This is a genomic window from Arenibacter echinorum (genome assembly GCF_003259375.1).
Lineage (GTDB): Bacteria > Bacteroidota > Bacteroidia > Flavobacteriales > Flavobacteriaceae > Arenibacter > Arenibacter echinorum.
In genome coordinates this window covers 428,194-450,732 of record NZ_QLLN01000004.1, presented here as the reverse complement: position 1 = coordinate 450,732, position 22,539 = coordinate 428,194, and the positions used below count along the sequence as shown (strand labels likewise).

The following is a 22,539-nucleotide window of genomic DNA, read 5'->3' as shown; positions in this document are numbered from 1 at the left end:
AAAGTAATTTAATTAATATTAAATAAATACAATGAAGTCAATTACAATTAAAGGATCAGAAAGAGAAAGCGTAGGCAAAAAAGCAACAAAGGCCTTACGTAATGCTGGAAAGGTTCCTTGCGTTATTTACGGAGGGGAAAAACCATTACACTTTGCAGCAGAGGAACTATCGTTCAAGGATTTAGTGTACACTCCAAACGCACACACTGTTGTGGTTGATTTGGATGGTGGTAAAAAGTACGATGCGGTAATGCAGGATATTCAATTTCACCCTGTAAGTGATAGTATTTTACATGTGGACTTTTATCAGTTGTTCAAGGATAAGGAAGTTACAATGGACATTCCTGTAAGGTTGTTGGGTAATTCTCCAGGGGTTAGAAATGGTGGTAGATTATTGTTTAGGAAAAGAAAACTTGCCATTAAGGCATTACCAGGCAATTTGCCGGATTTCTTTGATATAGATATCTCTAAATTGAAAATCGGAGGAAATATTTCCGTATCAACATTGTTGAAAGATGAGTTTACCATTCTTCACCCAGAAAATACTGTGGTTGTTCAGGTTAAAGCTGCACGTAATGCAGTCTTGACAGAGGAAGAGGATGAAGAAACTGAAGAGGGAGCAGAAGCTGCTGCAGAAGCACCAGCTGAAGGTGGTGAAGAATAGATTTTATCTAAAATAAGTGTAAAAGCATCCCGTATCTGCGGGATGCTTTTGTATTTTTATGAATTTCAATTATAGTGCTATGTTCCAGTTTTTAGAATCTTTTTTTAAAATGAACGGGGCATTGTTGGATGAAAAAGACGCCATGAAGAAATTTTTAGTTGTAGGACTTGGTAATATTGGGGAGGAATACGCGGAAACCCGACATAACATCGGTTTTAAAATATTGGATTCCCTAGCCCTAGAGGAGGATTTCACTTTTGAAACGGCAAAGTTGGGAGATGTGGGTACTTTTAAGGTTAAGGGAAGAAGTATAATCTGTCTTAAGCCATCTACCTATATGAACCGAAGCGGAAAAGCTGTAAAATATTGGATGGACAAGGAAAATATTCCCCTAGAAAATGTACTTATTATCACAGATGATATTAATCTATCTTTCGGGACTATCCGTTTAAAGACCAAGGGAAGTGACGGAGGCCATAATGGATTAAAGGATATTCAGCAGTACCTGCTTACTACTAATTACAATAGATTAAGGTTTGGTGTTGGATCGGATTTCGGAAAAGGCAAACAAATAGATTATGTCTTGGGAGAATGGAACCAAGAGGAAAAGGATACTTTGATTGAACGATATGAAAGAGTCAATGCGCTTATCCGTTCATTTGTGCTTTCTGGAGTAAATAGGACAATGAACGAATACAATGGAACCTAAGGCTTTTAGCGTACTCTAAACTCGGAAATGCTATTTGTGGCGGTATTTCCTTCCCTATCCAAGGTAATTATTCTCCAATAATAAACAGTGTTGGCTTCAACACTTACCTTTAGATCAGATTTCCCAGATGTTAACGTGCTTATTAAAGTAGTTGGTGGGTTTTCGGTTGAAAAATATACCTCGTATCCTTCCAGGTCATTATCCACATCGGCGCCCTCCCATTCCAAAAGAACTTCATTATTAATATCTCTAGCTATGTTTGATCCTGTTTTGGGAGATATAACCTCTGCGGGAAATGGGGCATGGGTGGTTTCTACCCCCGCATTAAAAAACCTCCATGATTCGCTACGTGCCGTTTGTGACACCTCAGTATTTTTGGAAACTACAAGCCAAGAATATGGGGCTCCTCTTTCAATATTCAAATTTGCCGAAGTACCGCCTACCACAATGGTTTGGGTGGTGTTGGTATTCAAATTGGTGGCCCTTAATTCATAGGATTCCGTGTGGTCCGATGCTTGCCATCTAAATTCCACTTTTGAATTATTGGTTCCTGTTACATTTATGCCGGTTGTGCATTCCGAGTTTTTTTGGGGATAGACCAACAGGGCGGACAATGGTGGTTTGGGAGAGTCTTTTCCTCCGCATCCCACTAGGGCCAAAAAACATAAAATTATGGCTATTGGTTTCATCCGTTTATTTTTTTACTACCTTAAAATTACTATTTATACCTTCTCCTTTAACCTTAAGGATATAAATACCCGAGGGCAAGCCTGTAAAATTTATCCTAATTTCATTGCTGTCAAGGGTATAATCCTTATCGCTTATCAATTGGCCGACATAGTTAAAAATCTGGGCATTTATAGTATCCGGTCCATTATTGATAAACATGTTGACTTCCTCCTCAAATGGGTTGGGGAATACAACAGGTTCGTCCATAAGGAACAATTGATCTTCATAGACACCTTGGCATGACAGATTGGTAGACACCTTAAGTTGGTTGGAACCTTGTTTAAGGTCCAATGTAATGCTGGAAGATTTGGTTTGCGTAACAATACCATTTAATTCCACATTGTACAAGTCGCCGCCTTCCAGGTTCAATATGGTCTGACTTCCCGAGGCCGTTAGTTTTGAAGTAACGGTTAAGGGTGGGGGCTCTGTAATGATAGCTTGAAAACAATACGGTTCGTAAACCTTGTCATCTTCCGTTCCAATAATACATATTTCATAAGTACCGGCCGGAAGGCCTTCTTTAAAAAAGAAATTGGTAAAACTATTGCTTTCATTTATTCCATTGCCGCTAAGGGTAAAGTCGTAATCCATATTGATTCCGGCTACGATACGTATAGAACCATTATTTTGATTACTGCAGGATTCGCTGTTAATTTCCACTTCAAAATTATCCGCAGGTAAAATATAAACGGCACAGCCGTTTAAATCCACTGTGGCCCCCATGGGGGTGTTTAAACATAGGTCATCGCCATCATCAAAAACCCCATCTTTATCTTCGTCCGCTCTAAAGGTGCCTTCTACACAGATGTCCATGGAGAACGCATTTATGGTTCCGCCATCCGAGGCTGCAATGTCCTTGACTTCCAATATCCAATCTCCGTAGGTAGATTCCCCATTAAACGCTGCCAAAGCACCTAAGGGCCTTACAATGCCTTGTATGGCAGGAGTTGTGCCGCATATGAATCCTTCTGCGCTATCATCAAATGTTGCCAGTATATCCTGATTTCCACCACAGGAATTGGATACGAGAATTACCCGTGTGCCGGCAGGTGATATAAGGGTTATTTCCAAATCGGCAAGAAAGGTATGGGTTATGTCCAAATTAACATTTATGTCTGCCACTGGCAGATCGTTCAAAAGGGTGATGGTGGAAGTTAATGTGGGTGCCCCGATTGTTGGTATGGTAATGGGCAAATCCTTGGCGGCCTCCAATGCACAGTTCAATTCCAAGGTGGTAAAACTAAAGGCGGGACCAAAGGTTCCCTCCCCACAGCTGTTTTTGGGTTTAACGTGCCAATAATAAGTGGTTTCCTCTTCCAGATCGGTGGTTAAATAGGAGTTGAAAATAACAGTGGCCGTATCAATAATATTGGTGAAGGCTGCGTCATCCGCAATCTCAACATCATAGGAGGTATAGGAACTATTGGATTCCCATTCCAATTCTGATGTTATACGTGCACTTGTGGAGCCATTGGTAGGCAATTGCAGGACAACATCCGTAAATGCAGTTTCCAATATCTTTAGATCTATAACAACCTCCTTGGTTACATTTTCTGTAGTGGCCACTATATTTATGGGGTAATTGCCTGGGGTTGCCAAATCCGTATTGGAAAAGGTAATATTGACCAGAGTGTCGTTCACCATGGTGGAGGCAGGTGAAAAATCAATGGCCAATCCGGGGGGCATACCAGTAGCGGAAAAGGTGGCCTCCTCGGAAAAATCATTATAGGTTTGGTAGGTGAAGGGGACTATTAAATCGTTGCCTTGGCAAACTTCGTGCTGCAATTGTGCAAAGTTCAACACTATATCTGATGGTGATATCGTAAAATTGGAAGTGTTTACCGCCAAAAAGATATTGTCGTGTGCGCTGACCATTATTCGGCCTGTAGGAGTGGCAAATCCAGGGATCAATATGTCCTGTTGCCCGTCATTGGGTACGCTATCCGCCAATTTTATGGGAAAGGAAGCGCCTCCATTGGCTGAAAAAAAGATATCTACTTTTTGGGCGTTTACCGGACCCTGATTTGTTTTCGCTACATCCCAGGTAACCTCTTGTCGTGTCCCTGCAGTATAAATCTCGTTGGCGGCCTGGGAAGTTATCACAAAGGGCCCTGCATTGTCTATGACCATAACTTTGACCAAGTCCGATGTAACTTGTCCTCCCCCTAGGGAATTGTCCCTGACGGTTAGTGCAAAGTCCAGTTCGCGTTCTACATCGGAAACGGTTTCCCAAGTGGTATTAACATTGGGATTGGTTTGGGTAAGATTGCCCGATACGATGCTGCTGAGCCTAGGGAAATACCTGGTTGGTGTTACCGTTGGTTTTAGGGATCTAAAATTGGCGCCACTAAGATTTGTTGGCCCAAAGGTGTTATGGGTAACTATGCCGTCATTTATTTGTTCCCAATTGTATGTAATTATATCATCTTCATCCACATCGGTTGCATTGCCTTTTAACCTAAAGGCAGTAGATTTCGGAATGGTAAAGTTGCCAGTGGGTACAATTTCAGGTGGATTGTTCAGCAAGGAGATTTCCTGGGCACAACTCGTTGTTTTTATATATTCCAGTATCTGAAATATGCTGTAGTAATGAAAGTAGTCATCTCCGTTCAAGGCCACATTGTTGTTGCCGGAAATACCTGCATACCCCATAATTGTTGTTCCACTTCCTGGTTCGGCCTGTACCAGAGTGCCCTCGGATTCAAAGGACCAGGTGTGGTTGGCACCAAACTGATGTCCCATTTCATGTGCCACAAAATCTAGGTCAAATATGTCCCCTTGTGGAACTAAGGCAGATGAATAGGCACTGCCTTTTCTGGAATCTATACACACAGATGCAATAAATCCGGCATTGCCCCCATTTTCATCCTTTTGGAACAAATGGCCTACATCGTAGTTTTCAGCACCAATAACCGTTGTTAAGGTATTTTGTACTTCAGAATTCAGATTTGTTCCATAGGGATCATTGTCCTTGTCGGTGAAGATTACCTGATCGGTATTGGTAACAATCTCTAAACTGATTCCCAAATCGGTTTCGAAAATTTCATTTACCCGTGTAATGGTAGCATTTATCGCCGCTAGGGCATTCGGTATGGTTCCACCGTGGAACTCGGTATATTCCCCTGTTGCCGAGATGGCCACCCTGAATTTTCTTAACACTTGCCCATCCACCAATTTTAAAGCGGTGGGTCCTTTGTCCTTTTCGATCAAGGAAGTGGTCTCGCAAATGAAATTGGTGTTCATCATTAAGGCGTCTTTCCTATTGTACACTATATATTCATTGTCGGAATCTGACACTTTCTGCATGTAGGTGGCATTTTTGCTTTCACCATACACGATCATGCTTTGTATCCCGTTTTGGGAAACACTAAACCTTACCCTGTCATTTTTATTCTTTAAACCCCTGCCGACATAGGATTTTATTTGGGGGTATTTCTTGGAAAGTTCAGGAGAAAGTACGGAAGCTTCTTGGACAACGAAAGGTATCAGGTCTCCGTCTTCATCCGGAAAACTTACTATTTTTGAAGATTTTTGGATATGGGTTGCCTTTAGTTCATTGATAAAGACGTCTTTTTCCAAAGAAAAAGTAAGGCCATGATTTACCCTTAACTCCGCCGTTTGTCTTTGGGACTTCTTGCTCCTAGAATCGGTTTTTTGCCAATACTTGGCTTGCCCAAATCCGCAATAGCAAAGAAAAAATATGGATATTGAAAAAACAAGACGTAATTTTACAACCATCAAGCGGGTTTTTGTACAAACTCAAAGATAAGTTTTTTTATTATTCGAATTTGTGATAACAGTTCAAAGCATCTCCAATTACGATAAAGCGCACCCTACTGCCATTACCATTGGCACTTTTGATGGGGTGCATATTGGTCACCGTAAAATATTGGAACGTCTCATAAATAGTGCCAAAGTGCTGGAGTTGAAATCTACGGTACTTACTTTTTTCCCCCATCCTAGAATGGTGCTTCAAAAAGATGTCTCTATCAAGCTTTTGAATACCATTGATGAAAAGATTAAAATTTTGGAGGAATTGGGTATCGATTATTTAATTGTACACCCGTTCACCAAAGAATTTTCCCGCTTGTCGGCAACACAGTTCGTCAGGGATATATTGGTCAATGATTTAAAGACCAAAAAAATCATTATTGGTTACGATCATAGATTTGGCAGAAATAGGAATGCCAATATAAACGATTTAATGGCGTTCGGGAATGCCTTGGATTTTGAGGTGGAAGAGATATCTGCCCAAGAAGTGGATGACGTTTCGGTTAGTTCCACAAAAATCAGGAAGGCCTTGGAAGAGGGGGACATGAAAACGGCCAATATGTATTTGGGATATAATTATATGCTAACAGGGAGTATTGTAAAAGGAAAAGGATTAGGTAGAAAATTAAACTTTCCAACTGCCAATTTATCCATTCCCGAAGAATATAAGCTAATACCTAAGAACGGCGTCTATGTGGTGAGCAGTGTATTGGGCAACAAAACTGTATATGGAATGATGAACATAGGTTTTAACCCTACCGTGGATGGCAAGACAAAAAGTATCGAAATTAATTTCTTCGATTTTGATCAGGATCTTTACGGGAAAAAAATTCAGATCGATATAATTGATCGCATAAGGGATGAAAAAAAATTCAATTCCCTGGAAGGCCTCAAGACGCAATTGAAAAAAGATCGGGAGACTTCCCTTTCCATAATCTCCAAGTAAATGTTGGATCGGTTTCTTTTCAAGCAAATCGATAATAGTCCGCTCCTAATTTTCAGGATATTTTTTGGCATTCTGATAAGCCTTGAATGCTATGGGGCCATTGCAACAGGTTGGGTCAAAAAAAATCTGATAGATCCTCAATTTACCTTTAATTTTATTGGTTTCGATTGGTTGCAGCCTTTGCCCGGAATAGGTATGTATTTGTACTTTATTGCAATGGGCACCTTAGGGATTTTTATTGCCTTGGGATATAGATACCGATTGAGCGCTGCGGCCTTTACCTTGCTCTGGACCGGCGTTTACCTTATGCAAAAAACAGCGTACAACAATCATTATTACCTGCTGATATTGATTGCGTTGATAATGGCTTTTATGCCGGCAAACAGGTATTATTCATTGGATGCCAGGAGAAATCCTTCCATAAGGACCAATCATATGTCCGCTTATTTAAATTGGATAATTATTTTACAGTTGTTTATTGTATATACCTATGCCTCTGTGGCCAAGTTGTATGGGGATTGGGTGGATTTCAGTATTATAGAGATTCTTTTTAAAAATAAAAAGTCCTATCCCATCATTGGCGGACTACTTCAAGAACCATTGGTTCATAGGGTGGTAGGTATTTCAGGTATTCTGTTCGATTTGCTTATTGTGCCGGCCCTCTTGTGGAAGCCTACTAGAAAATGGGCTTTTGTAGCTTCCCTGTTTTTTCACTTATTTAATTCAATTGTTTTTCAGATAGGCATCTTTCCCTATTTGGCCTTGGCTTTTACGGTATTCTTTTTTGAACCGGAAACCATTCGGAGGTTGTTTTTTAAAAAAAAGGCACCTTACCAAGGGGACTCTCTTGTTGTGCCTCCCCGAAGAGAATTGGTTTTGGGAATTTTGTCCCTTTATTTTTTGATCCAATTGGCCCTGCCGATACGTCATCATTTTATAAAAGACGATGTTTTATGGACAGAAGAGGGGCATAGGATGAGTTGGAGAATGATGTTGAGGAGCCGTACCGGGATTACAACATTTAAAATAGTGAACCATACCAGCGGAAATTCTTATCTGGTAAATTTGGACGATTATCTATCAAGGGGACAGAAAAGTAAAATTAAATCCTATCCGGATTTTATGTGGCAGTTTGCCCAACGCTTAAAAAGGGAATACGCTGAAAAGGGGGAGGATATCTCGGTTTTTGTAAATTCCAGGGTGAGCGTAAATGGAAAACCATACCAAGAATTTATTGACCCAAAAATAGACCTTGGCAGTGTGTCCTGGAATTATTTTGAGCATAACAATTGGATCTTGCCTTCCCCATCCAAAAATTAGAGGAATAGGAATATTCTAGGTTTTCTAAAACGGTTTGGTCCTCTGGCAAAGTTGCAAAGGCATGCCCCATGGGTCACGGAGCATTACCAAATGGCTGCCGTCTTCCTTAGTTATTTCCTCAACAAAACTGGCGCCTTTATCCAATAGCCTAATTTTATCAGTTACGGCGTTTTGGGAAACAAATGCCATATGAAAAGTGAGTGGATGTTTTGTTTTAAAATCTGTAATTTCTTCGTCTGATCTATAGTATAGTTCCAAAATTACTCGTCCGGATGAATCTGCAAAAAAAGTCATGAAGGGAGCCTCCGTTTGCTCGCTTACTACCTTCAACCCCACATTGGCAACATACCAATCCTTAATGTCCTTGATGTTTTTTACGTTTAAGGCGATGTGTTCAAAAACCATATTTTTCAGATTTACGTTTTATATCTAGGCTAAATTTATGCCGAAAATCCGAAGATTAGGTTAAATTTGCACGATAAAAATCAAAAAAAATGTTGCAGTTACAGGCTATCCGTGAGGATAAGGAACAAATTGTTGAGGCTTTAAAAAAGCGTAATATTGAGGCCCTTCCACTAATTGAGAACGTACTTCAATTGGATGAAAAGCGACGATCCCTGCAGACACTCCTGGATAATACACTTGCCGAATCCAATAGTATTTCAAAGGAAATCGGTAATCTTTATAAAAGCGGAAAGGCAGCGGAAGCCAACGTTTTAAAGGAAAGGACCGGTAGTCTAAAGGAGGAGTCCAAGGAATTGAACGAGGCCTTGACCGCAACCTCAACCGATCTTCAAAATTTACTGTACCAAATTCCAAATGTTCCGCATACGTCAGTTCCGGCAGGTAGCACGGAGGAGGATAATGAAGAGGTCTTCAGGGAAGGGGATATCCCAACCCTAAAAGAGGGTGCGCTGCCACATTGGGAATTGGCAAAGAAATATGATATTATTGATTTTGAACTGGGAGTAAAGATTGCTGGCGCCGGATTTCCGGTGTACAAGGGAAAAGGTGCCCGATTGCAAAGAGCCCTTATTTCCTACTTTTTGGATAGGAATGCAGCTGCTGGATATAATGAAATTCAAGTGCCCCATTTGGTAAATGAGGCATCAGGTTATGGTACGGGCCAGTTGCCCGATAAAGAGGGACAAATGTATCACGTAGGCGAGGATGATCTTTATCTGATTCCAACGGCCGAGGTGCCGGTAACCAATATTTTTAGGGATGTTATTCTAAACGAGGCCGATTTTCCCATTACCCACACGGCATATACTCCTTGTTTTAGGAGGGAGGCCGGGAGTTACGGTGCCCATGTGCGCGGACTGAACCGCTTGCATCAATTTGACAAGGTAGAAATTGTACGAGTAGAGCATCCCGCTAAATCATACGAAGCCTTGGATGGTATGGTAGAGCATGTGAAAAATATACTTAGGGAACTAAAATTGCCCTACAGGATCTTGCGTCTTTGTGGAGGGGATTTGGGCTTTACTTCTGCCCTTACCTATGATTTTGAGGTCTTTTCAACGGCCCAAGATCGCTGGTTGGAAATTAGTTCGGTCTCCAATTTTGAAACCTTCCAGGCCAATAGATTAAAATTGCGCTATAAGGACGAAAATGGAAAAAGTCAATTGGCACATACCTTAAATGGTAGCTCATTGGCCTTGCCCAGGGTATTGGCCGGAATATTGGAAAATTATCAGACAGAGGATGGAATCCAAATTCCCGAAGTCCTTGTCCCTTATACGGGTTTTGATAAAATCAGCTAAAACTAGCCGTATTAAAATTTGTATTTACAGCCTAGTAGATAGTGGCCATCATTACTGTTAAAGGTGATTTCCATATGTTCCTTTTGATATGGGGTAGTGAAAATATACGAGCTTCCCACCCCAATTATGGCTCCTGCCAAAACATCCCAACCATCGTGTTTATCGGCCTGTATTCTGGAATAACCGGTAAAACCGGCCAGCGCATAGGCTGCAGCACCATATTTCCAACCATAGCGTTTTTGGATGAAAGCTGCACTTTGAAAAGTGATGGAGGTATGGCCTGAGGGAAAGGAGGAATTATTGCTTAAATCTGGTCTGGGCTTATCTATGGCTGTTTTTAAACCAATGGTCAGTGCCTGGTTCAAGAGGAACCCCTTGGTAAATTGCCATGTTCCCTTTTGATCTCCGATGATTATAGAAGAGCCCAAGGCCGTGGCGGGCATGGTAAATATTAAAACATCCCCCAATGTAGTAATTGTTTTGTCCTGGGCCTTCAGCAAAGTGCTGAATAGTATTGCCAGCAAAAATAACAGGGTTTTGAAATGGTGATGGAGTTTTAATATTCCCCGACTTAAGTTGGAAGCCATGTTTTATGAGCGTTAAAAAGAATGGGATTTTCTTGGCATACCAAATAACCAAATTAAATGAATGAATCTAAGGATAAACTAAAGCCGGAGTTCAATGTTCTTAGGGGCAAGAATGTCCAAGGATTTTTCCAATATGGAAATATTAATATGTTTGTCTTCCATTTTGTGGAATTCCCCATCTATTTGCGAATCCAAAAATAACCCGTCATTCCTGTAAATTTGTAATGTTTTGGTTTGATAGGTTTTGATCTCCTTTAGCCAATGGTACTTACGGACCAACATTAATGCGCCGAACAACAACATTTTTAATTTACTTAGTTCGGGAACTATTAGTACGTCCAACTGGCCATCCATTAAAGAGGCTTTCGGGGTTAAACTAATGTTGAATCCCAGTTCATTGGAGTTGGAAACGAATACTAAAAATGGGTTATATATGGTATGGTCCTCATCTATGGATATTCTTACTTCCCGTCCTTTTTTAAACTCGTTAAAGGATCTAAGGGAGGCCTTTAGGTACCCAATTAGGGTTCTCTTTTTTAAAGCTTCATAGTTTTTTATGACATTGGCATCGAAACCCATTCCCGTATTACTGAAAAAATAGGATTCATTTACTTTTCCAACATCTATAGTTACTATATCGTTCTTTTTAATTATTTCAATAGCTTTTTCAATTATTGAGGGAATCATAAGATTGGAGGCCAGTCCGTTTCCCGATCCTATAGGAATAATTCCCAGCATTATATTTGTGCCAACCAGACAAGAGGCAACCTCATTGATGGTACCGTCCCCTCCACAAGCTACAATGGTTTGGGCACCTTCTTTGATGGAATCTTTGGTAAGTGAAATAGCCTGTTTTTTATATTTGGAGTATTTAACGGAAAGGAGATATTCAGTTTCCTTAAAGTAAGATCTAAGGAATTCCTTTTCCAAAAAATTGTTACCGGAACCGGCTTTTGGATTGATTATAAAATGAATATTTCTCAAAATATTTATTGCTGTGTCTTTAGCCCGTTGTGGGCGTACAAATAATTGGCTGCCTGGTAAAATGCTATGGTGGTGTCCAAATAATTTTTGTCTGTAGGAATTAGGGTTAGGTTATTATTGGTGGAATTCCATTCGTAAAAGTTAAACTTCTTTTGATCTCCCAAAACCATTACTTTATTTCCTTTTAAAAGGCCCAATTTCCTGTAATTGCCAATAAACGCCCTTTCGTCCTCCTGTTTCATGGTAAAGATATTTTTTCCGAACAAATTACTGGTGTAATCCCAGTTTAATAACGAAAATACCGTGGGAAACATATCTATTTGGGAACAAAGCTTATTTATTTTTTGCGGTGCAGTATCCTGAAAATTGCAAATCATGGCCGGGATGTGGTAATTGTTGATATCCAGTTCCCCTCTTCCGGCACTGCTGGCACAATGATCGCTCATAATAACCAGAACAGTGTTCTTAAACCATGGCCTTGTCTTGGCAATTTTCAAGAATTGGGCTATAGCATAATCGGTATACTTTACTGCCCCTTGTCTGCTGGTCCCAGAGGGGATATCTATTGAGCCTTCAGGATAAGTGTAAGGTTTGTGATTGGAGGTGGTCATCACAAAATCGAAAAAGGGTTTGTTGTTTTCGTGGGCCATATCGGCTTCCTTTATCACCTTTCTATAAATGTCCTCATCACATACGCCCCAAGCATTTTCAAATGTTACTTCGTCATCCTCAATGTTGGTTCTTGTGGTTTTTATTTCCTTGTCCAGTAGAAAACCTCTGCCACGGTCTACGATATTAAATCCGTTGCCACCAAAGTAGGTGTTCATATTATCGAAATAACCATCTCCCCCGTAAAAGAAATTACGGCTATACCCCATGTTTTTAAATACTTCCCCAATAGTAAATAGTCCTATATTGTCTGTTCTTTTCACAATACTTCTTCCCTGTGTAGGAGGAATGGATAGGGTTATGGCTTCCATACCACGGACTGTTCTTGTTCCAGTGGCATACAGATTGGTGAAAAATATGCCGTTAGATGCCAAACTGTCCAGGGTCGGGGTAATGTTGTAATCGCCACCAAGGGTGTTCAAATATTTGCCGCTCAAGCTTTCTATACAAATGAAAATAATGTTCGGCTTAATGGACTTGGCTAATGAATCTGTATTTTGAATTGTTCTAAGTATGGAATGGTCTTTTGGTTTTAGGAAAGTTGCCTTTTCATTTTTGTAGGATGCTTTCACCAGATCAAAAGCCTTATCGGTATTTATAGTCTTATAAAAATCGTCGAAAGAAAGTTCGTTGTTCCTGAAGGCGGCAAAAAAGGAATAGATTCCGGCCTTGGACAATTCGTTGTTGTACCTGTTGGCAAACTGTTCTGCCTGTTTGTTCTTAATAAATAATCCAGAAATAATAGCAATAAATATAACGGCAAGGAAGGGTAATAACTTGGCTTTAAAGGGGGTGGTGCTTTTAAATGTTTTGTTGAATGCCGCTTTTTTGTAGGTAATAAATATCAATACCCCAACTGCGATTAAAATCAGGCCGACCAAATAGGGGATGGGGTAGGATTCGTTTATATTTTTGACCACCTCGTAGGAATAGACCAAATAATCTACCGCAATAAAATTGAACCTATTTTTAAATTCGTCCCAAAAAGTGATTTCTGCAAAGAACGAAAACAGGAATATTATTAGGCCTATGGTATAAGCAAAATAGGTGATTGATTTGTCTACGATACTTCCGTAAAATTTTTGGGGCATCAGCAGTAAATATAAAGAGTAGGGCAGAGCAAAGAAGGAAACAGTGCCTACATCGAATAAAAACCCGATACCAAAGGTGGAGAGTAGTGTTGTGATCGAGGTGTCAATTTCCCCAAAGCTCCAAAATAAAAATACGGTCCTAACTAAGAAGGACAGTATTAGGAAAATGCAGATAAAGGTTTTTAGCAGTGCAAATCGGTCGGGGAAAAGTTTTTGCCACATTTTAAATGTATAATTATAAATCAATATTAGGATAACATTCTAAAGAAATTTTAAAGTATCAAGGACTTGGGTCTTTGCACCAGTTAAAACTTATACTTAAATCCGGCCCTTATTATCTGCGTTTCAAAATAGTTTTCATACATAGCGGTAAAGCCGTCACTTACAACTTCTTGCCGCAGGCCAAAGGTGTTAAAAATGTCCGAGGCGGAGAGGGTAAACTCTCCATGGCCATCCCAAACTATTTTCTTTATACCGGCATCAATCGAGGATCGAGATAGTTGTTTGCCTTGGGGAATATTCTTGTCCGAGTAATAAAGACCCGTAAGCTGCAGTGCCCAGTTTTTGGGCAGGGTAAATTCATTATTAATTTTAAAATCGCCAGCATTATCGGATGATTTTTCAATATAGAATGGCCGTACATAAGGGAATAACAAAGTGCCGGTATAATTGTCTATGCTGTTTACATACCAATTTATACTTGCGGATAGTTTCCAATTTCTGGTAATATCCTGACTCATCAGTAATTCAATACCGGTATTGGTAGCATTACCTGTATTCTGATATATTTTGTTTACAATATCATAGTCAGGATTGGAATCGTCTATGCTAAAAATACGCATATATTGATCTTTTATCATTCTGTGATAAAGGGCAGAAAAAAGGGAACCGGTCCCCCAGCTGTATTTATGTGCAACCTCCACGGCGTCCGTAAATTGCGGGCGTAAATACGGATTGCCCACTTTTAAGAGTTCCGGATCATCATATTTGGGAAAAATACGCAGTTCGGGTTCGCCTGGTCTGTCTACCCGTCTATTGTAAAACATGGATAGCCTATTGTAATCATTTAATTTATAGGTGAAGCGCAAACTGGGGAAAAGTTCAAAATAATTGTAGGCGTCGTTGTTCTGGTAATAGTTGTTAGCCGGATCTATGTCATAAAATACATCGGTATGTTCTGCTCGCAGGCCTGCTTCTATGTCAAATTTTTCTTTCTCAAGCAAATAGTTGGTATAAAGGGCGTAGAGGTTTTCGCCCCAGTCGGAATAGGTACCCATATCGGGATATATAATACTATTGTTTCCCGGAGTTATAGTGTACTCTACCGGCAACCTTCTAATTCTTACTTTGGATCCCAATTCTATTTTCCCATGCTTAAGGGCTCTGGAGTAGTCTGCAGATAGGCTGGTTGTATGCTCAATGGCCAAAATATTGGTAGCATCCCGTCCGACCCTTATGGCAGAACTGTCGTTCAGGAAATAGCTTTCATCTTCCAGTCCCCTTGTATATTGGGCATTTGCGCTAAGGGTGTGGCCTATCTTCGAAAATTTATGCTTGTAATTTACAGCCACATTTATATAACTTGTAACTTCTTCCTCCTGCCAATTGTAATACCTTTCCCGGCTATTGGTGTTCAAATTTATAAAGGCAACCTGTGAAGTGTCTATATGCTTTTCACGGTCGTACATACCTGAAACCGTAATGGCATCATTGTTATTTAATTCCCAGTCTATGCCCCCATTTATAATGGCGCGGAACTGCCTGCGGTTTTCCGGCACCTGTGATAAGGTATTTTTACCGTCGTCATAGTGTCTCGTGGTAAATTCGTTATTCGGTAGGGCCTCCTGCAAAATAAATTCCGACAGTAAAAAATAGTTCAATTTATTGGCCTTGTAATTGAAATTTAGACTGGGAATAAGTTTGGGGTTAAGGGAGTAGGACCCAAGATCGGTTCTGGTATCTTCCTTCTTTTTGCCCAAAGCCCCCAAACCAAAGGAGAGTCCGGCATCGCCATTAAATCCTGTCTTTTTTTCCTTTTTATAAATGATATTTACGATTCCAGCGAAACCATTGGCGTCATATTTGGCCGATGGATTATTAATTATCTCTATTTTTTCAATATTGGCCGCGGGGATATTGCCCAATCCCTTCTGATTGCCAAATCCTGTGAGACTGGATTGTTTTCCGTCTATTAAAATAACTACCTTGTCACTTCCCCGAAGTATTACCTTTCCGTCCTGATCAAAGGTTACCCCGGGCATAGTTTTCATAGCATCCAGGACAGAGCCCCCAGATTGGGCAATATTATCGCTTAGATTAAAGGATTTTTTATTCAATTCAGAATTGGTGGTTGCCTGTTTTCCCGTTACTTCTATTTCATTCAGCATTTCGGCGTCCGGGGATAATTCTATCCGACCTAGATCGAAAACGGTGTTAAGACCACTGGTGGTAATTTTTTGTGAGGTGGAGGCAAATCCTATGTAGGTAAAATAAATGGTGTAGGTGCCTACAGGGATATTTTCAATAAAAAATTTTCCATCTTCTTCCGTTATACCTCCGGTTACCAAAGAATTATCCGGAAACTGGTTAACAGCTACATTGGCAAAAGGCATCGGTTCATTGGTGGAGGCGTCTAGCAATTGCCCGGTGATACTAATGGATTTTTGGGCGGAAACCATAGAAAGGCTGAAAAGTATAAATGTTAGTAAGAAGGTGATATTCTTGTTCATTTTGGTAGTCAGAATTCAATTTTGCCCGAAAAGTAAGGGAGCAATCTAAAGAGAATTTAAAGCCCGATAACTTAGCTCGACAATTTCCTTGTAGACTTGGTGGAGCCAAAATCTATAGAAAAACAGTGATGCTCGTTTATGTAGGCGTAAGTAATTTCGTAACCGTAAAGTTCACATATTTTCTTAACTATGGCAAGACCCAGTCCGGTCGATTTAAATTCCTTGTTTTCCCTGTAAAACCTTGTAAAAAGATATTGCGGATTGACAATGGGAGTGGGGCCGTAATTGTAGACGGAAAGAACCATGTCTTTCGCTTCTATGTTTATGGGTTTTCTATGGGAGCTGTGTTTTATGGCATTGGAAATGATGTTATTACATAATATTTCCGCCAAATAGGGGTCAATATTGGCCATGATGTTACTGGCTTTTTCGAAGGTTAAGCTAATCGTGGAAATCTCATTAAAATTGGAAATGATTTGGGCTATTAAATCGGTGATATCAATATTCGCCCTGTGCGTGAATTGGTGGTTCTCCAACTTGGTCAACAATGCCAAGCGTTTATTTAATTGTGTTAGTCGCTGTATGTCTTTTTGTATGGACGCCAACTGGTTAAATTGTACCTCCGTTACCGTTTGGTCGTTAATTATATTTTCAATTTTGGCCTGTATAATGGCCAGAGGGGTCTGTAGTTCATGGGAAACATCCTCTGTATATTGCTTTAAGTTTTCATAATCGTCACGGACTTTGCCCGTTAATAAGGCAATCTCTTTGTTTAGTTCGGAAAACTCCAGGATTTCACTGTCCAATAGCTGTATCGGTTCCTTGGACAACAATGAAAACTTTTTCATTTGTTCCAAATTATGAAAGAACGGATTCCATATTTTCTTGTTACTGGATTTGTTAAGGTAGAATTGGAAAACAAAGACCAGGAATATTATGACTATATAGGAAAGAATTATGGCCCATAAAATTTGGTTGGTTTCCACAACAAGAACGCGCACAGATATCTTATACGATTTATTGTTGATTCTTTTATAGGTAGAAAGTTCCCGGAACAATTCCATTTCATCTTGGGAAGGGTCGTAGATAACCGTATCCTTGGTAAAAGGTGTTTTTAATTCGTCTACTTCATTAATCTCTATTATGGGGGCCAAAGAACTGGGGTGTTGCCCTGCCGATAGTGCACTTTCTATTCTAGCTTCTGCTGAAAACAATTCCTCTTCTACTTCTTGTTCAAGCAACCATCGTACATAAAAGAATAGGGCAATGGTACTAAGGACCATCAATAGCATGCTGGCCCAAAGAAATGATTTGGACGCTTTTCGCAATAAAGGTATTTTTATGTTCTTTTTGGCCAAATTTTATTCTTCTGTGAATTTATAACCACTTCCGTAGGCTGTCTTGATGTATTTTGCGCCTTCAGACGTTAATTTTTTTCGTAGGTTGTTGATATGGACATATATAAAATCGAAATTATCTGCCAGATCGCTATTGTCCCCCCAGAGATGTTCTGCTATAATTTCTTTGGAGAGGATCCTGTTTTTATTGGTAATAAAGAAAAGCAATAAATCGTATTCCTTGCGGGTCAGGGTCAAAGGTTTGTCCAGGACATAGGCTGATTTTGCTCCTGTATCTACCCTTATTTCATTAAATACAATGTTTTCATCACCGCCAAATTTGCCCCTTCTCAAAACAGCTTTAATGCGCGAATTAAGCTCTGCCAAATGAAAAGGCTTGGTTATGTAATCATCTGCTCCCAAATCCAGTCCTTCAAGTTTATCGTTCAAGGAATTATTGGCCGAAATAATGATTACACCCGCTTTTTTCTTTTCCTTTTTTAATTGCTTTAGGACTTCCAGACCGCTTCCGGTGACTAAATTAACATCCAGGATAATTACGTCATAATCGTATAGGGATACTTTGTAAATGGCCTCTTCATAATTGGAAGCACATTCGCAAACATTCCCATCCCTTTCCAAATAGGTGACAATGGATTGTTGTAACGAAATTTCGTCCTCTGCAATTAATAGTTTCATCCAAAAAAAATAATACACAAAGTTACACCTTAAATCTAAGCTGAATTTAAAGTTTGTCCTACTTAAAATTCTTTATATTGGCCTTAACACCCACTTTGTACATTCTATGTATCTTTGAAAAAAAAGAATCTTTGCGACTACTTATATTCATACTTATTTTTTCTTGTTCCCAACTGTTGCTTTCCCAGGAAGACTTTTTGGCGAAACAGTATTTTGAGGATGGTGCTTTTGATAAGGCCGTAGTGTTCTATGAAAAGTTGGTCGCCAAAAATCCGATGCGGACAGATTATGGGGAAGGTCTAGTGGCCTGTTACCAGCAATTGGAACAATATGATAAGGCCGAAGAATTCTTGTTGAAGGCGGTGAACGAGCAAAATATTTATCCTACTATGCTCATTGAGCTGGGGTACAATTATACCTTACAGGATCAAGCTGAAAAGGCGACCGAGTATTACAATGCGGCGCTTCAAAAAATAAGCGAGAACCCTAATTTTGGCTATGGTCTTGGATATAGGTTTCAGAAATATGCCTTGCTGGATTATGCCATAAAGGCTTACTCCATCGCAATGGAGCTAAATCCCCGATTGGATTATAATTTTCAAAAAGCCAGGATCTATGGGGAGCAGGGCAACATAGAGCAGATGTACGAATCCTATTTAAAATTAATAAGTGAAGGCAAGGCTTCCCAGGCAAATGTGCTGCGCAATATTAACGATTTTATTAGTTCGGAAGCGGAGAACCCAAATAACATTAAATTTAAAAAGGTATTGCTTCAGAATGCGCAAAGAAGCCCGGATATACTATGGAACGAATTGTTGAGTTGGCTTTTTGTTCAACAAAAGCAATTTAAGAGTGCCTTTAACCAAGAAAAGGCTATTTACAAAAGGGGCGGGGAGACCTCTTTGCAACGTTTGCAAGGATTGGGAAAAATGGCCATGGAGGAACAGGATGTAGATACGGCAAAAGAGGTGTTTATGTATATATCCGAAAATAGTGCAGACGCCGTAGTGGCCCTGGATGCCCAGCTAAATCTTATTGAAATAGATTTGTTGGAAGCCGATGATAAGGTCCTGGAGAAGGTCCAAAAGAAATTTGATGAATTATTGGGCGTCTACGGTTACGAAATGGAAACCTTGCAGCTTCAGATAGCCTACGCCAAATTTTTAACCTTCAATAAGAATAACCCCGAGCCCGCTATTAAGATATTAGGTCAAAGTTTGGAGCTGCCTCTAAATAATTACAGCAAATCCTATATTAAAAGTACTTTGGGCGATATTTTGGTCTATGATCGGCAGTTTAATCAGGCCTTGATCTATTTTTCCCAGATCCAGAAAGATTTAAAAAATGATGTCCTTGGTCAGGATGCGCGTTTTAAAGTGGCGCAAACTAGTTTCTATAAAGGCGATTTCGATTGGGCTTTAACGCAATTAAAGATACTACGGGGATCTACCTCGCAATTGATTGCCAATGATGCCATGCAATTAAGTCTGTTAATTTCCGATAACTCCTTGGAAGATTCTACCCAAACAGCTTTAAAGAAGTACGCCCGTGCCGATTTTTTGGCCTATCAAAATAAAAAAAAGGAGGCAGTGGAGCTATTGGAAGACATACTCCAAAATCATAAAGGGGAAAAAATTGAGGATGAGGCACTTTTGAAACAGGCCGAAATTTTAATCGAATTAAAGGATTATGAAAAGGCGGAATTTAACTACCTTAAAATAGTGGAATTCTATGCCAACGATATTTTGGCCGATGATGCCAATTTTGCCCTGGCGGAATTGTATCGGAACATCCTGGATCAGCCTGAAAAGGCCAAGGCGCATTACGAGAAAATTATCTATAATTATCAGGATAGTTATTTTTTTCCACTGGCAAGAAGGAATTTTAGGATGTTGCGGGGAGACAGTATTAATTAGTGTTTAATGCCCTGGCCCATCCATAAATGAATATAAATATTCCCGTTTGGGAATGCAATGACGAAGCATGTATATTTACAATGTTACCATGAATATTGAAGAATCGATCCAAGGACAGTGGCTGTCCTGGATGAAGGAGATACATATCCCCGAGATGTTGGAAACCGGAAAGTTTACCAAGGCTCTAATGTCCCAGGTTTTGGTGGAGGAGGAGATGGGAGGAATTACTTATTCCATTCAATATACCACCGATTCCAAAGAAACCCTTCAAAAATATTACGCCGAAGATGCAGAAAGACTGCGTAAAAAAGTGATGGAACTCTTTGCAGGCAAGTTTGTTGCCTTTAGGACAGAGTTGGCGATCATTAGCGAACATTAATTAAATACGCAGCGCTATGAGCAAAAAAGGGAAAAAAACCTTTCATTCCAAGAAGGAAAAGTTCAGTAGACCTTGGCAGGAGGAAAGTCCGGTAAAAGCAAAAAAACATTTAGGCCAACATTTTTTGAAAGATGAGGCCGTTGCTCAAAAAATTGGGGAAACACTAAAGTTGAACGGATATCGCAATGTTATAGAGATAGGGCCTGGTACCGGGGTGCTCACCAAATATTTGTTGGAAAGGGATATCGATTTGGTGGCTATGGATCTGGATGAGGAATCTATCATTTATCTTAATCACAGCTTTCCTTTGGAGCACAATAATTTAATGCAGCGCAAGGGGGAGTTCAAGGTTTTGGAGGCCGATTTTTTAAAGTTTGATCTATGGACCCTTTTTGGGGAAGAGCAATTCGCTATAACCGGGAATTTTCCCTATAACATTTCCACCCAGATTGTTTTTAAGATGTTGGAATTTAAGGATCAGATTCCGGAATTCAGCGGAATGTTCCAAAAAGAGGTGGCCGAAAGGATATGTGAAAAGGAAGGCAGCAAGGCATATGGGATACTGTCAGTTTTGGTACAGGCATTTTATGATGCGGAATATTTATTTACAGTTTCGCCCCAAGTTTTTGATCCGCCTCCTAAAGTGCAGTCCGGAGTGTTGCGACTAACCAGAAAGGAAAATTTTCATTTGGGCGTAGATGAAAGATTGTTCAAACAGGTGGTCAAGGCAGCGTTTAACCAGCGCAGAAAGACCATTCGTAACAGTTTAAAAACATTCAATCTTTCAGATGTTCTCAGAGAAGATGCTATATTTGGCCTGCGTCCGGAGCAATTAAGCGTTGCGGACTTCATTTCGTTGACACAGAAGATAGCAAATGATACCATTTAAACTCACCGAGGAATATTTAGCTGAAATAGAACAGCTAATAGACAGCCATCAGGACGGGCAATTGTCGGCCTTGTTGGCTGAGGTGCATTATGCGGATGTGGCGGAGATCATCAACGAATTGGACGAGGACCATGCCACCTATCTAATTAAACTTCTGGATAGCGAAAAAACATCGGAAACCCTTACGGAGCTGGATGTTGATGTTAGGGAGGCTATTCTTGCCAATCTTTCTGCCAAGGAAATTGCCGGGGAATTGGACGAGTTGGATACGGATGATGCCGCCGACATCATTGGGGAACTACCAAAAAATATGGTCCAGGAGGTAATTTCCGAATTAGAGGACAGGGAGCATGCCAAGCATATTGTTGACCTGTTGCGCTATGATGAAAATTCGGCGGGTGGATTAATGGCCAAGGAGTTGGTGAAAGTCAATGAGAATTGGAACGTACTTACCTGCGTAAAGGAAATGAGGGCACAGGCGGAAAATGTTACTAGGGTGCATTCCATTTATGTGGTAGATGATGAAGGTAAACTTAAAGGGCGACTTTCCCTAAAGGATTTGCTTACCACCTCCACCAAGACCCATATCAGTGAAGTATATATTCCCAAGGTAGATGCCGTTAACGTAAATGAAAAACCAGAGGAAGTAGCCAAAATAATGTCCAAATATGATTTGGAAGCCATTCCAGTAGTGGATGAAATTGGCAGGCTGGTTGGCCGTATTACCATAGACGATATTGTGGATGTTATTAGGGAAGAGGCAGAAAAGGATTATCAATTGGCTGCCGGTATTTCCCAAGATGTGGAGGCAGACGACAGTATTTGGGACCTGACCCGTGCCAGATTGCCCTGGTTGTTTTTGGGCCTTTTGGGAGGTGTAGGGGCTGCGGCTATCATGGGCGGCTTCGAGACCCTGATGAGCGATTATGGAGTGCTATTCTTTTTCACCCCGCTAATAGCTGCCATGGCCGGGAACGTAGGGGTGCAATCCAGTGCTATTATGGTGCAGGGATTGGCCAATGACGACCTAAAAGGAAGTATTAGTGGAAGACTTATAAAGGAAATGTTGCTAGCCTTGTTAAATGGGACCGTTTTGGCGTCCATACTATTATTTTTTACCTGGCTGTGGAAAGGAAGTTTTCTTACCTCCCTGGCAATTTCCATTTCCTTGATCACCGTAACGGTGGTGGCAGGGATTATAGGGACCTTTATACCGCTGTTTCTGCACAAAAGGGGTATAGATCCCGCCATTGCTACGGGACCGTTTATTACCACAAGCAACGATATTTTCGGGATTTTGATATATTTTTCTATCGCCAAGGTTATTTTGGGCATTTAGGGCACTCCGCCTTCT

General features: G+C 40.3%; 18 protein-coding genes. 9 read left to right on the top strand and 9 right to left on the bottom strand.

Features of this window, described 5'->3' with window-relative positions; genetic code table 11:
* The first annotated feature begins 31 nt into the window (after window positions 1-31).
* Both LV92_RS12335 and pth read left to right on the top strand, forming a co-directional pair.
* Window positions 32-664: a 50S ribosomal protein L25/general stress protein Ctc gene (locus tag LV92_RS12335; protein ID WP_111623947.1), complete on the top strand. Its 633-nt coding sequence runs from the start codon at window positions 32-34 to the stop codon at window positions 662-664.
* 79 nt (window positions 665-743) lie between these two features.
* Entirely contained in the window at window positions 744-1,373 is a 630-nt protein-coding gene (pth, locus tag LV92_RS12330) for an aminoacyl-tRNA hydrolase (protein WP_111624131.1), read from the top strand.
* Window positions 1,374-1,378: 5 nt separating this feature from the next.
* On the opposite strand, the gene LV92_RS12325 is transcribed toward pth, so the two are convergent.
* Together LV92_RS12325 and LV92_RS12320 are read right to left on the bottom strand one after the other, a co-directional pair.
* Window positions 1,379-2,062, bottom strand: coding sequence for a hypothetical protein (locus tag LV92_RS12325; protein ID WP_111623946.1), 684 nt, complete (start codon window positions 2,060-2,062; stop codon window positions 1,379-1,381).
* A gap of 4 nt (window positions 2,063-2,066) precedes the next feature.
* The gene (locus LV92_RS12320; protein WP_111623945.1) at window positions 2,067-5,840 is read right to left on the bottom strand and encodes a reprolysin-like metallopeptidase; all 3,774 of its coding nucleotides are present in this window, start codon (window positions 5,838-5,840) and stop codon (window positions 2,067-2,069) included.
* Window positions 5,841-5,892: 52 nt separating this feature from the next.
* Here LV92_RS12320 and LV92_RS12315 point away from each other — a divergent pair, with 52 nt between their 5' ends.
* On the top strand, window positions 5,893-6,819 hold the full coding sequence (locus LV92_RS12315; RefSeq protein WP_111623944.1) for a bifunctional riboflavin kinase/FAD synthetase: 927 nt from the start codon (window positions 5,893-5,895) through the stop codon (window positions 6,817-6,819).
* Complete coding sequence (locus LV92_RS12310; protein WP_111623943.1) at window positions 6,820-8,139, top strand: HTTM domain-containing protein; 1,320 nt, start codon at window positions 6,820-6,822, stop codon at window positions 8,137-8,139.
* 24 nt (window positions 8,140-8,163) lie between these two features.
* Here the strand turns inward: LV92_RS12310 and LV92_RS12305 are convergent, their stop codons facing one another.
* Entirely contained in the window at window positions 8,164-8,544 is a 381-nt protein-coding gene (locus tag LV92_RS12305; RefSeq protein ID WP_111623942.1) for a VOC family protein, read from the bottom strand.
* Window positions 8,545-8,633: 89 nt separating this feature from the next.
* Here LV92_RS12305 and serS point away from each other — a divergent pair, with 89 nt between their 5' ends.
* Window positions 8,634-9,905 (top strand): serine--tRNA ligase, encoded by a 1,272-nt coding sequence (gene serS / locus LV92_RS12300; protein ID WP_111623941.1) that lies wholly within the window; start codon window positions 8,634-8,636, stop codon window positions 9,903-9,905.
* Between the two features lie 11 nt (window positions 9,906-9,916).
* On the opposite strand, the gene LV92_RS12295 is transcribed toward serS, so the two are convergent.
* From LV92_RS12295 to LV92_RS12270, 6 genes are all read right to left on the bottom strand, one after another.
* Window positions 9,917-10,429, bottom strand: a complete 513-nt coding sequence (locus tag LV92_RS12295) for a phosphatase PAP2 family protein (protein WP_245946372.1) — start codon at window positions 10,427-10,429, stop codon at window positions 9,917-9,919.
* A gap of 141 nt (window positions 10,430-10,570) precedes the next feature.
* Entirely contained in the window at window positions 10,571-11,476 is a 906-nt protein-coding gene (locus tag LV92_RS12290; RefSeq protein WP_111623939.1) for a diacylglycerol/lipid kinase family protein, read from the bottom strand.
* Between the two features lie 5 nt (window positions 11,477-11,481).
* Window positions 11,482-13,458, bottom strand: a complete 1,977-nt coding sequence (locus LV92_RS12285) for an LTA synthase family protein (RefSeq protein WP_111623938.1) — start codon at window positions 13,456-13,458, stop codon at window positions 11,482-11,484.
* A gap of 83 nt (window positions 13,459-13,541) precedes the next feature.
* The gene (locus LV92_RS12280) at window positions 13,542-15,965 is read right to left on the bottom strand and encodes an outer membrane beta-barrel family protein (protein WP_111623937.1); all 2,424 of its coding nucleotides are present in this window, start codon (window positions 15,963-15,965) and stop codon (window positions 13,542-13,544) included.
* Between the two features lie 71 nt (window positions 15,966-16,036).
* Window positions 16,037-17,293: a sensor histidine kinase gene (locus tag LV92_RS12275; protein ID WP_245946371.1), complete on the bottom strand. Its 1,257-nt coding sequence runs from the start codon at window positions 17,291-17,293 to the stop codon at window positions 16,037-16,039.
* Between the two features lie 33 nt (window positions 17,294-17,326).
* Window positions 17,327-18,001: a response regulator transcription factor gene (locus LV92_RS12270; protein WP_111623935.1), complete on the bottom strand. Its 675-nt coding sequence runs from the start codon at window positions 17,999-18,001 to the stop codon at window positions 17,327-17,329.
* Between the two features lie 131 nt (window positions 18,002-18,132).
* Between LV92_RS12270 and LV92_RS12265 the strand changes: the two genes are divergently transcribed.
* The 4 genes from LV92_RS12265 (at window position 18,133) to mgtE (ending at window position 22,524) form a co-directional block, all read left to right on the top strand.
* Entirely contained in the window at window positions 18,133-19,917 is a 1,785-nt protein-coding gene (locus LV92_RS12265) for a tetratricopeptide repeat protein (protein ID WP_111624130.1), read from the top strand.
* Between the two features lie 67 nt (window positions 19,918-19,984).
* The gene (locus tag LV92_RS12260; protein ID WP_111623934.1) at window positions 19,985-20,296 is read left to right on the top strand and encodes a DUF4286 family protein; all 312 of its coding nucleotides are present in this window, start codon (window positions 19,985-19,987) and stop codon (window positions 20,294-20,296) included.
* A gap of 16 nt (window positions 20,297-20,312) precedes the next feature.
* Window positions 20,313-21,185, top strand: coding sequence for a 16S rRNA (adenine(1518)-N(6)/adenine(1519)-N(6))-dimethyltransferase RsmA (gene rsmA, locus LV92_RS12255; RefSeq protein WP_111623933.1), 873 nt, complete (start codon window positions 20,313-20,315; stop codon window positions 21,183-21,185).
* Complete coding sequence (mgtE, locus tag LV92_RS12250; protein ID WP_111623932.1) at window positions 21,172-22,524, top strand: magnesium transporter; 1,353 nt, start codon at window positions 21,172-21,174, stop codon at window positions 22,522-22,524. The genes rsmA and mgtE overlap by 14 nt, the downstream gene beginning before the upstream one ends.
* The last annotated feature ends 15 nt before the right edge of the window (window positions 22,525-22,539 follow it).

Bases quoted from the DNA above. Each gene is read 5' to 3' on its own strand.
- LV92_RS12325 (WP_111623946.1), bottom strand. From the start codon at position 2,062: ATGAAACCAATAGCCATAATTTTATGTTTTTTGGCCCTAGTGGGATGC.
- LV92_RS12310 (WP_111623943.1), top strand. From the start codon at position 6,820: ATGTTGGATCGGTTTCTTTTCAAGCAAATCGATAATAGTCCGCTCCTA.
- LV92_RS12285 (WP_111623938.1), bottom strand. From the start codon at position 13,458: ATGTGGCAAAAACTTTTCCCCGACCGATTTGCACTGCTAAAAACCTTT.
- LV92_RS12320 (WP_111623945.1), bottom strand. From the start codon at position 5,840: ATGGTTGTAAAATTACGTCTTGTTTTTTCAATATCCATATTTTTTCTT.
- LV92_RS12305 (WP_111623942.1), bottom strand. From the start codon at position 8,544: ATGGTTTTTGAACACATCGCCTTAAACGTAAAAAACATCAAGGACATT.
- mgtE (WP_111623932.1), top strand. From the start codon at position 21,172: ATGATACCATTTAAACTCACCGAGGAATATTTAGCTGAAATAGAACAG.
- LV92_RS12270 (WP_111623935.1), bottom strand. From the start codon at position 18,001: ATGAAACTATTAATTGCAGAGGACGAAATTTCGTTACAACAATCCATT.
- pth (WP_111624131.1), top strand. From the start codon at position 744: ATGTTCCAGTTTTTAGAATCTTTTTTTAAAATGAACGGGGCATTGTTG.
- rsmA (WP_111623933.1), top strand. From the start codon at position 20,313: ATGAGCAAAAAAGGGAAAAAAACCTTTCATTCCAAGAAGGAAAAGTTC.
- LV92_RS12335 (WP_111623947.1), top strand. From the start codon at position 32: ATGAAGTCAATTACAATTAAAGGATCAGAAAGAGAAAGCGTAGGCAAA.
- LV92_RS12260 (WP_111623934.1), top strand. From the start codon at position 19,985: ATGTATATTTACAATGTTACCATGAATATTGAAGAATCGATCCAAGGA.
- LV92_RS12280 (WP_111623937.1), bottom strand. From the start codon at position 15,965: ATGAACAAGAATATCACCTTCTTACTAACATTTATACTTTTCAGCCTT.
- serS (WP_111623941.1), top strand. From the start codon at position 8,634: ATGTTGCAGTTACAGGCTATCCGTGAGGATAAGGAACAAATTGTTGAG.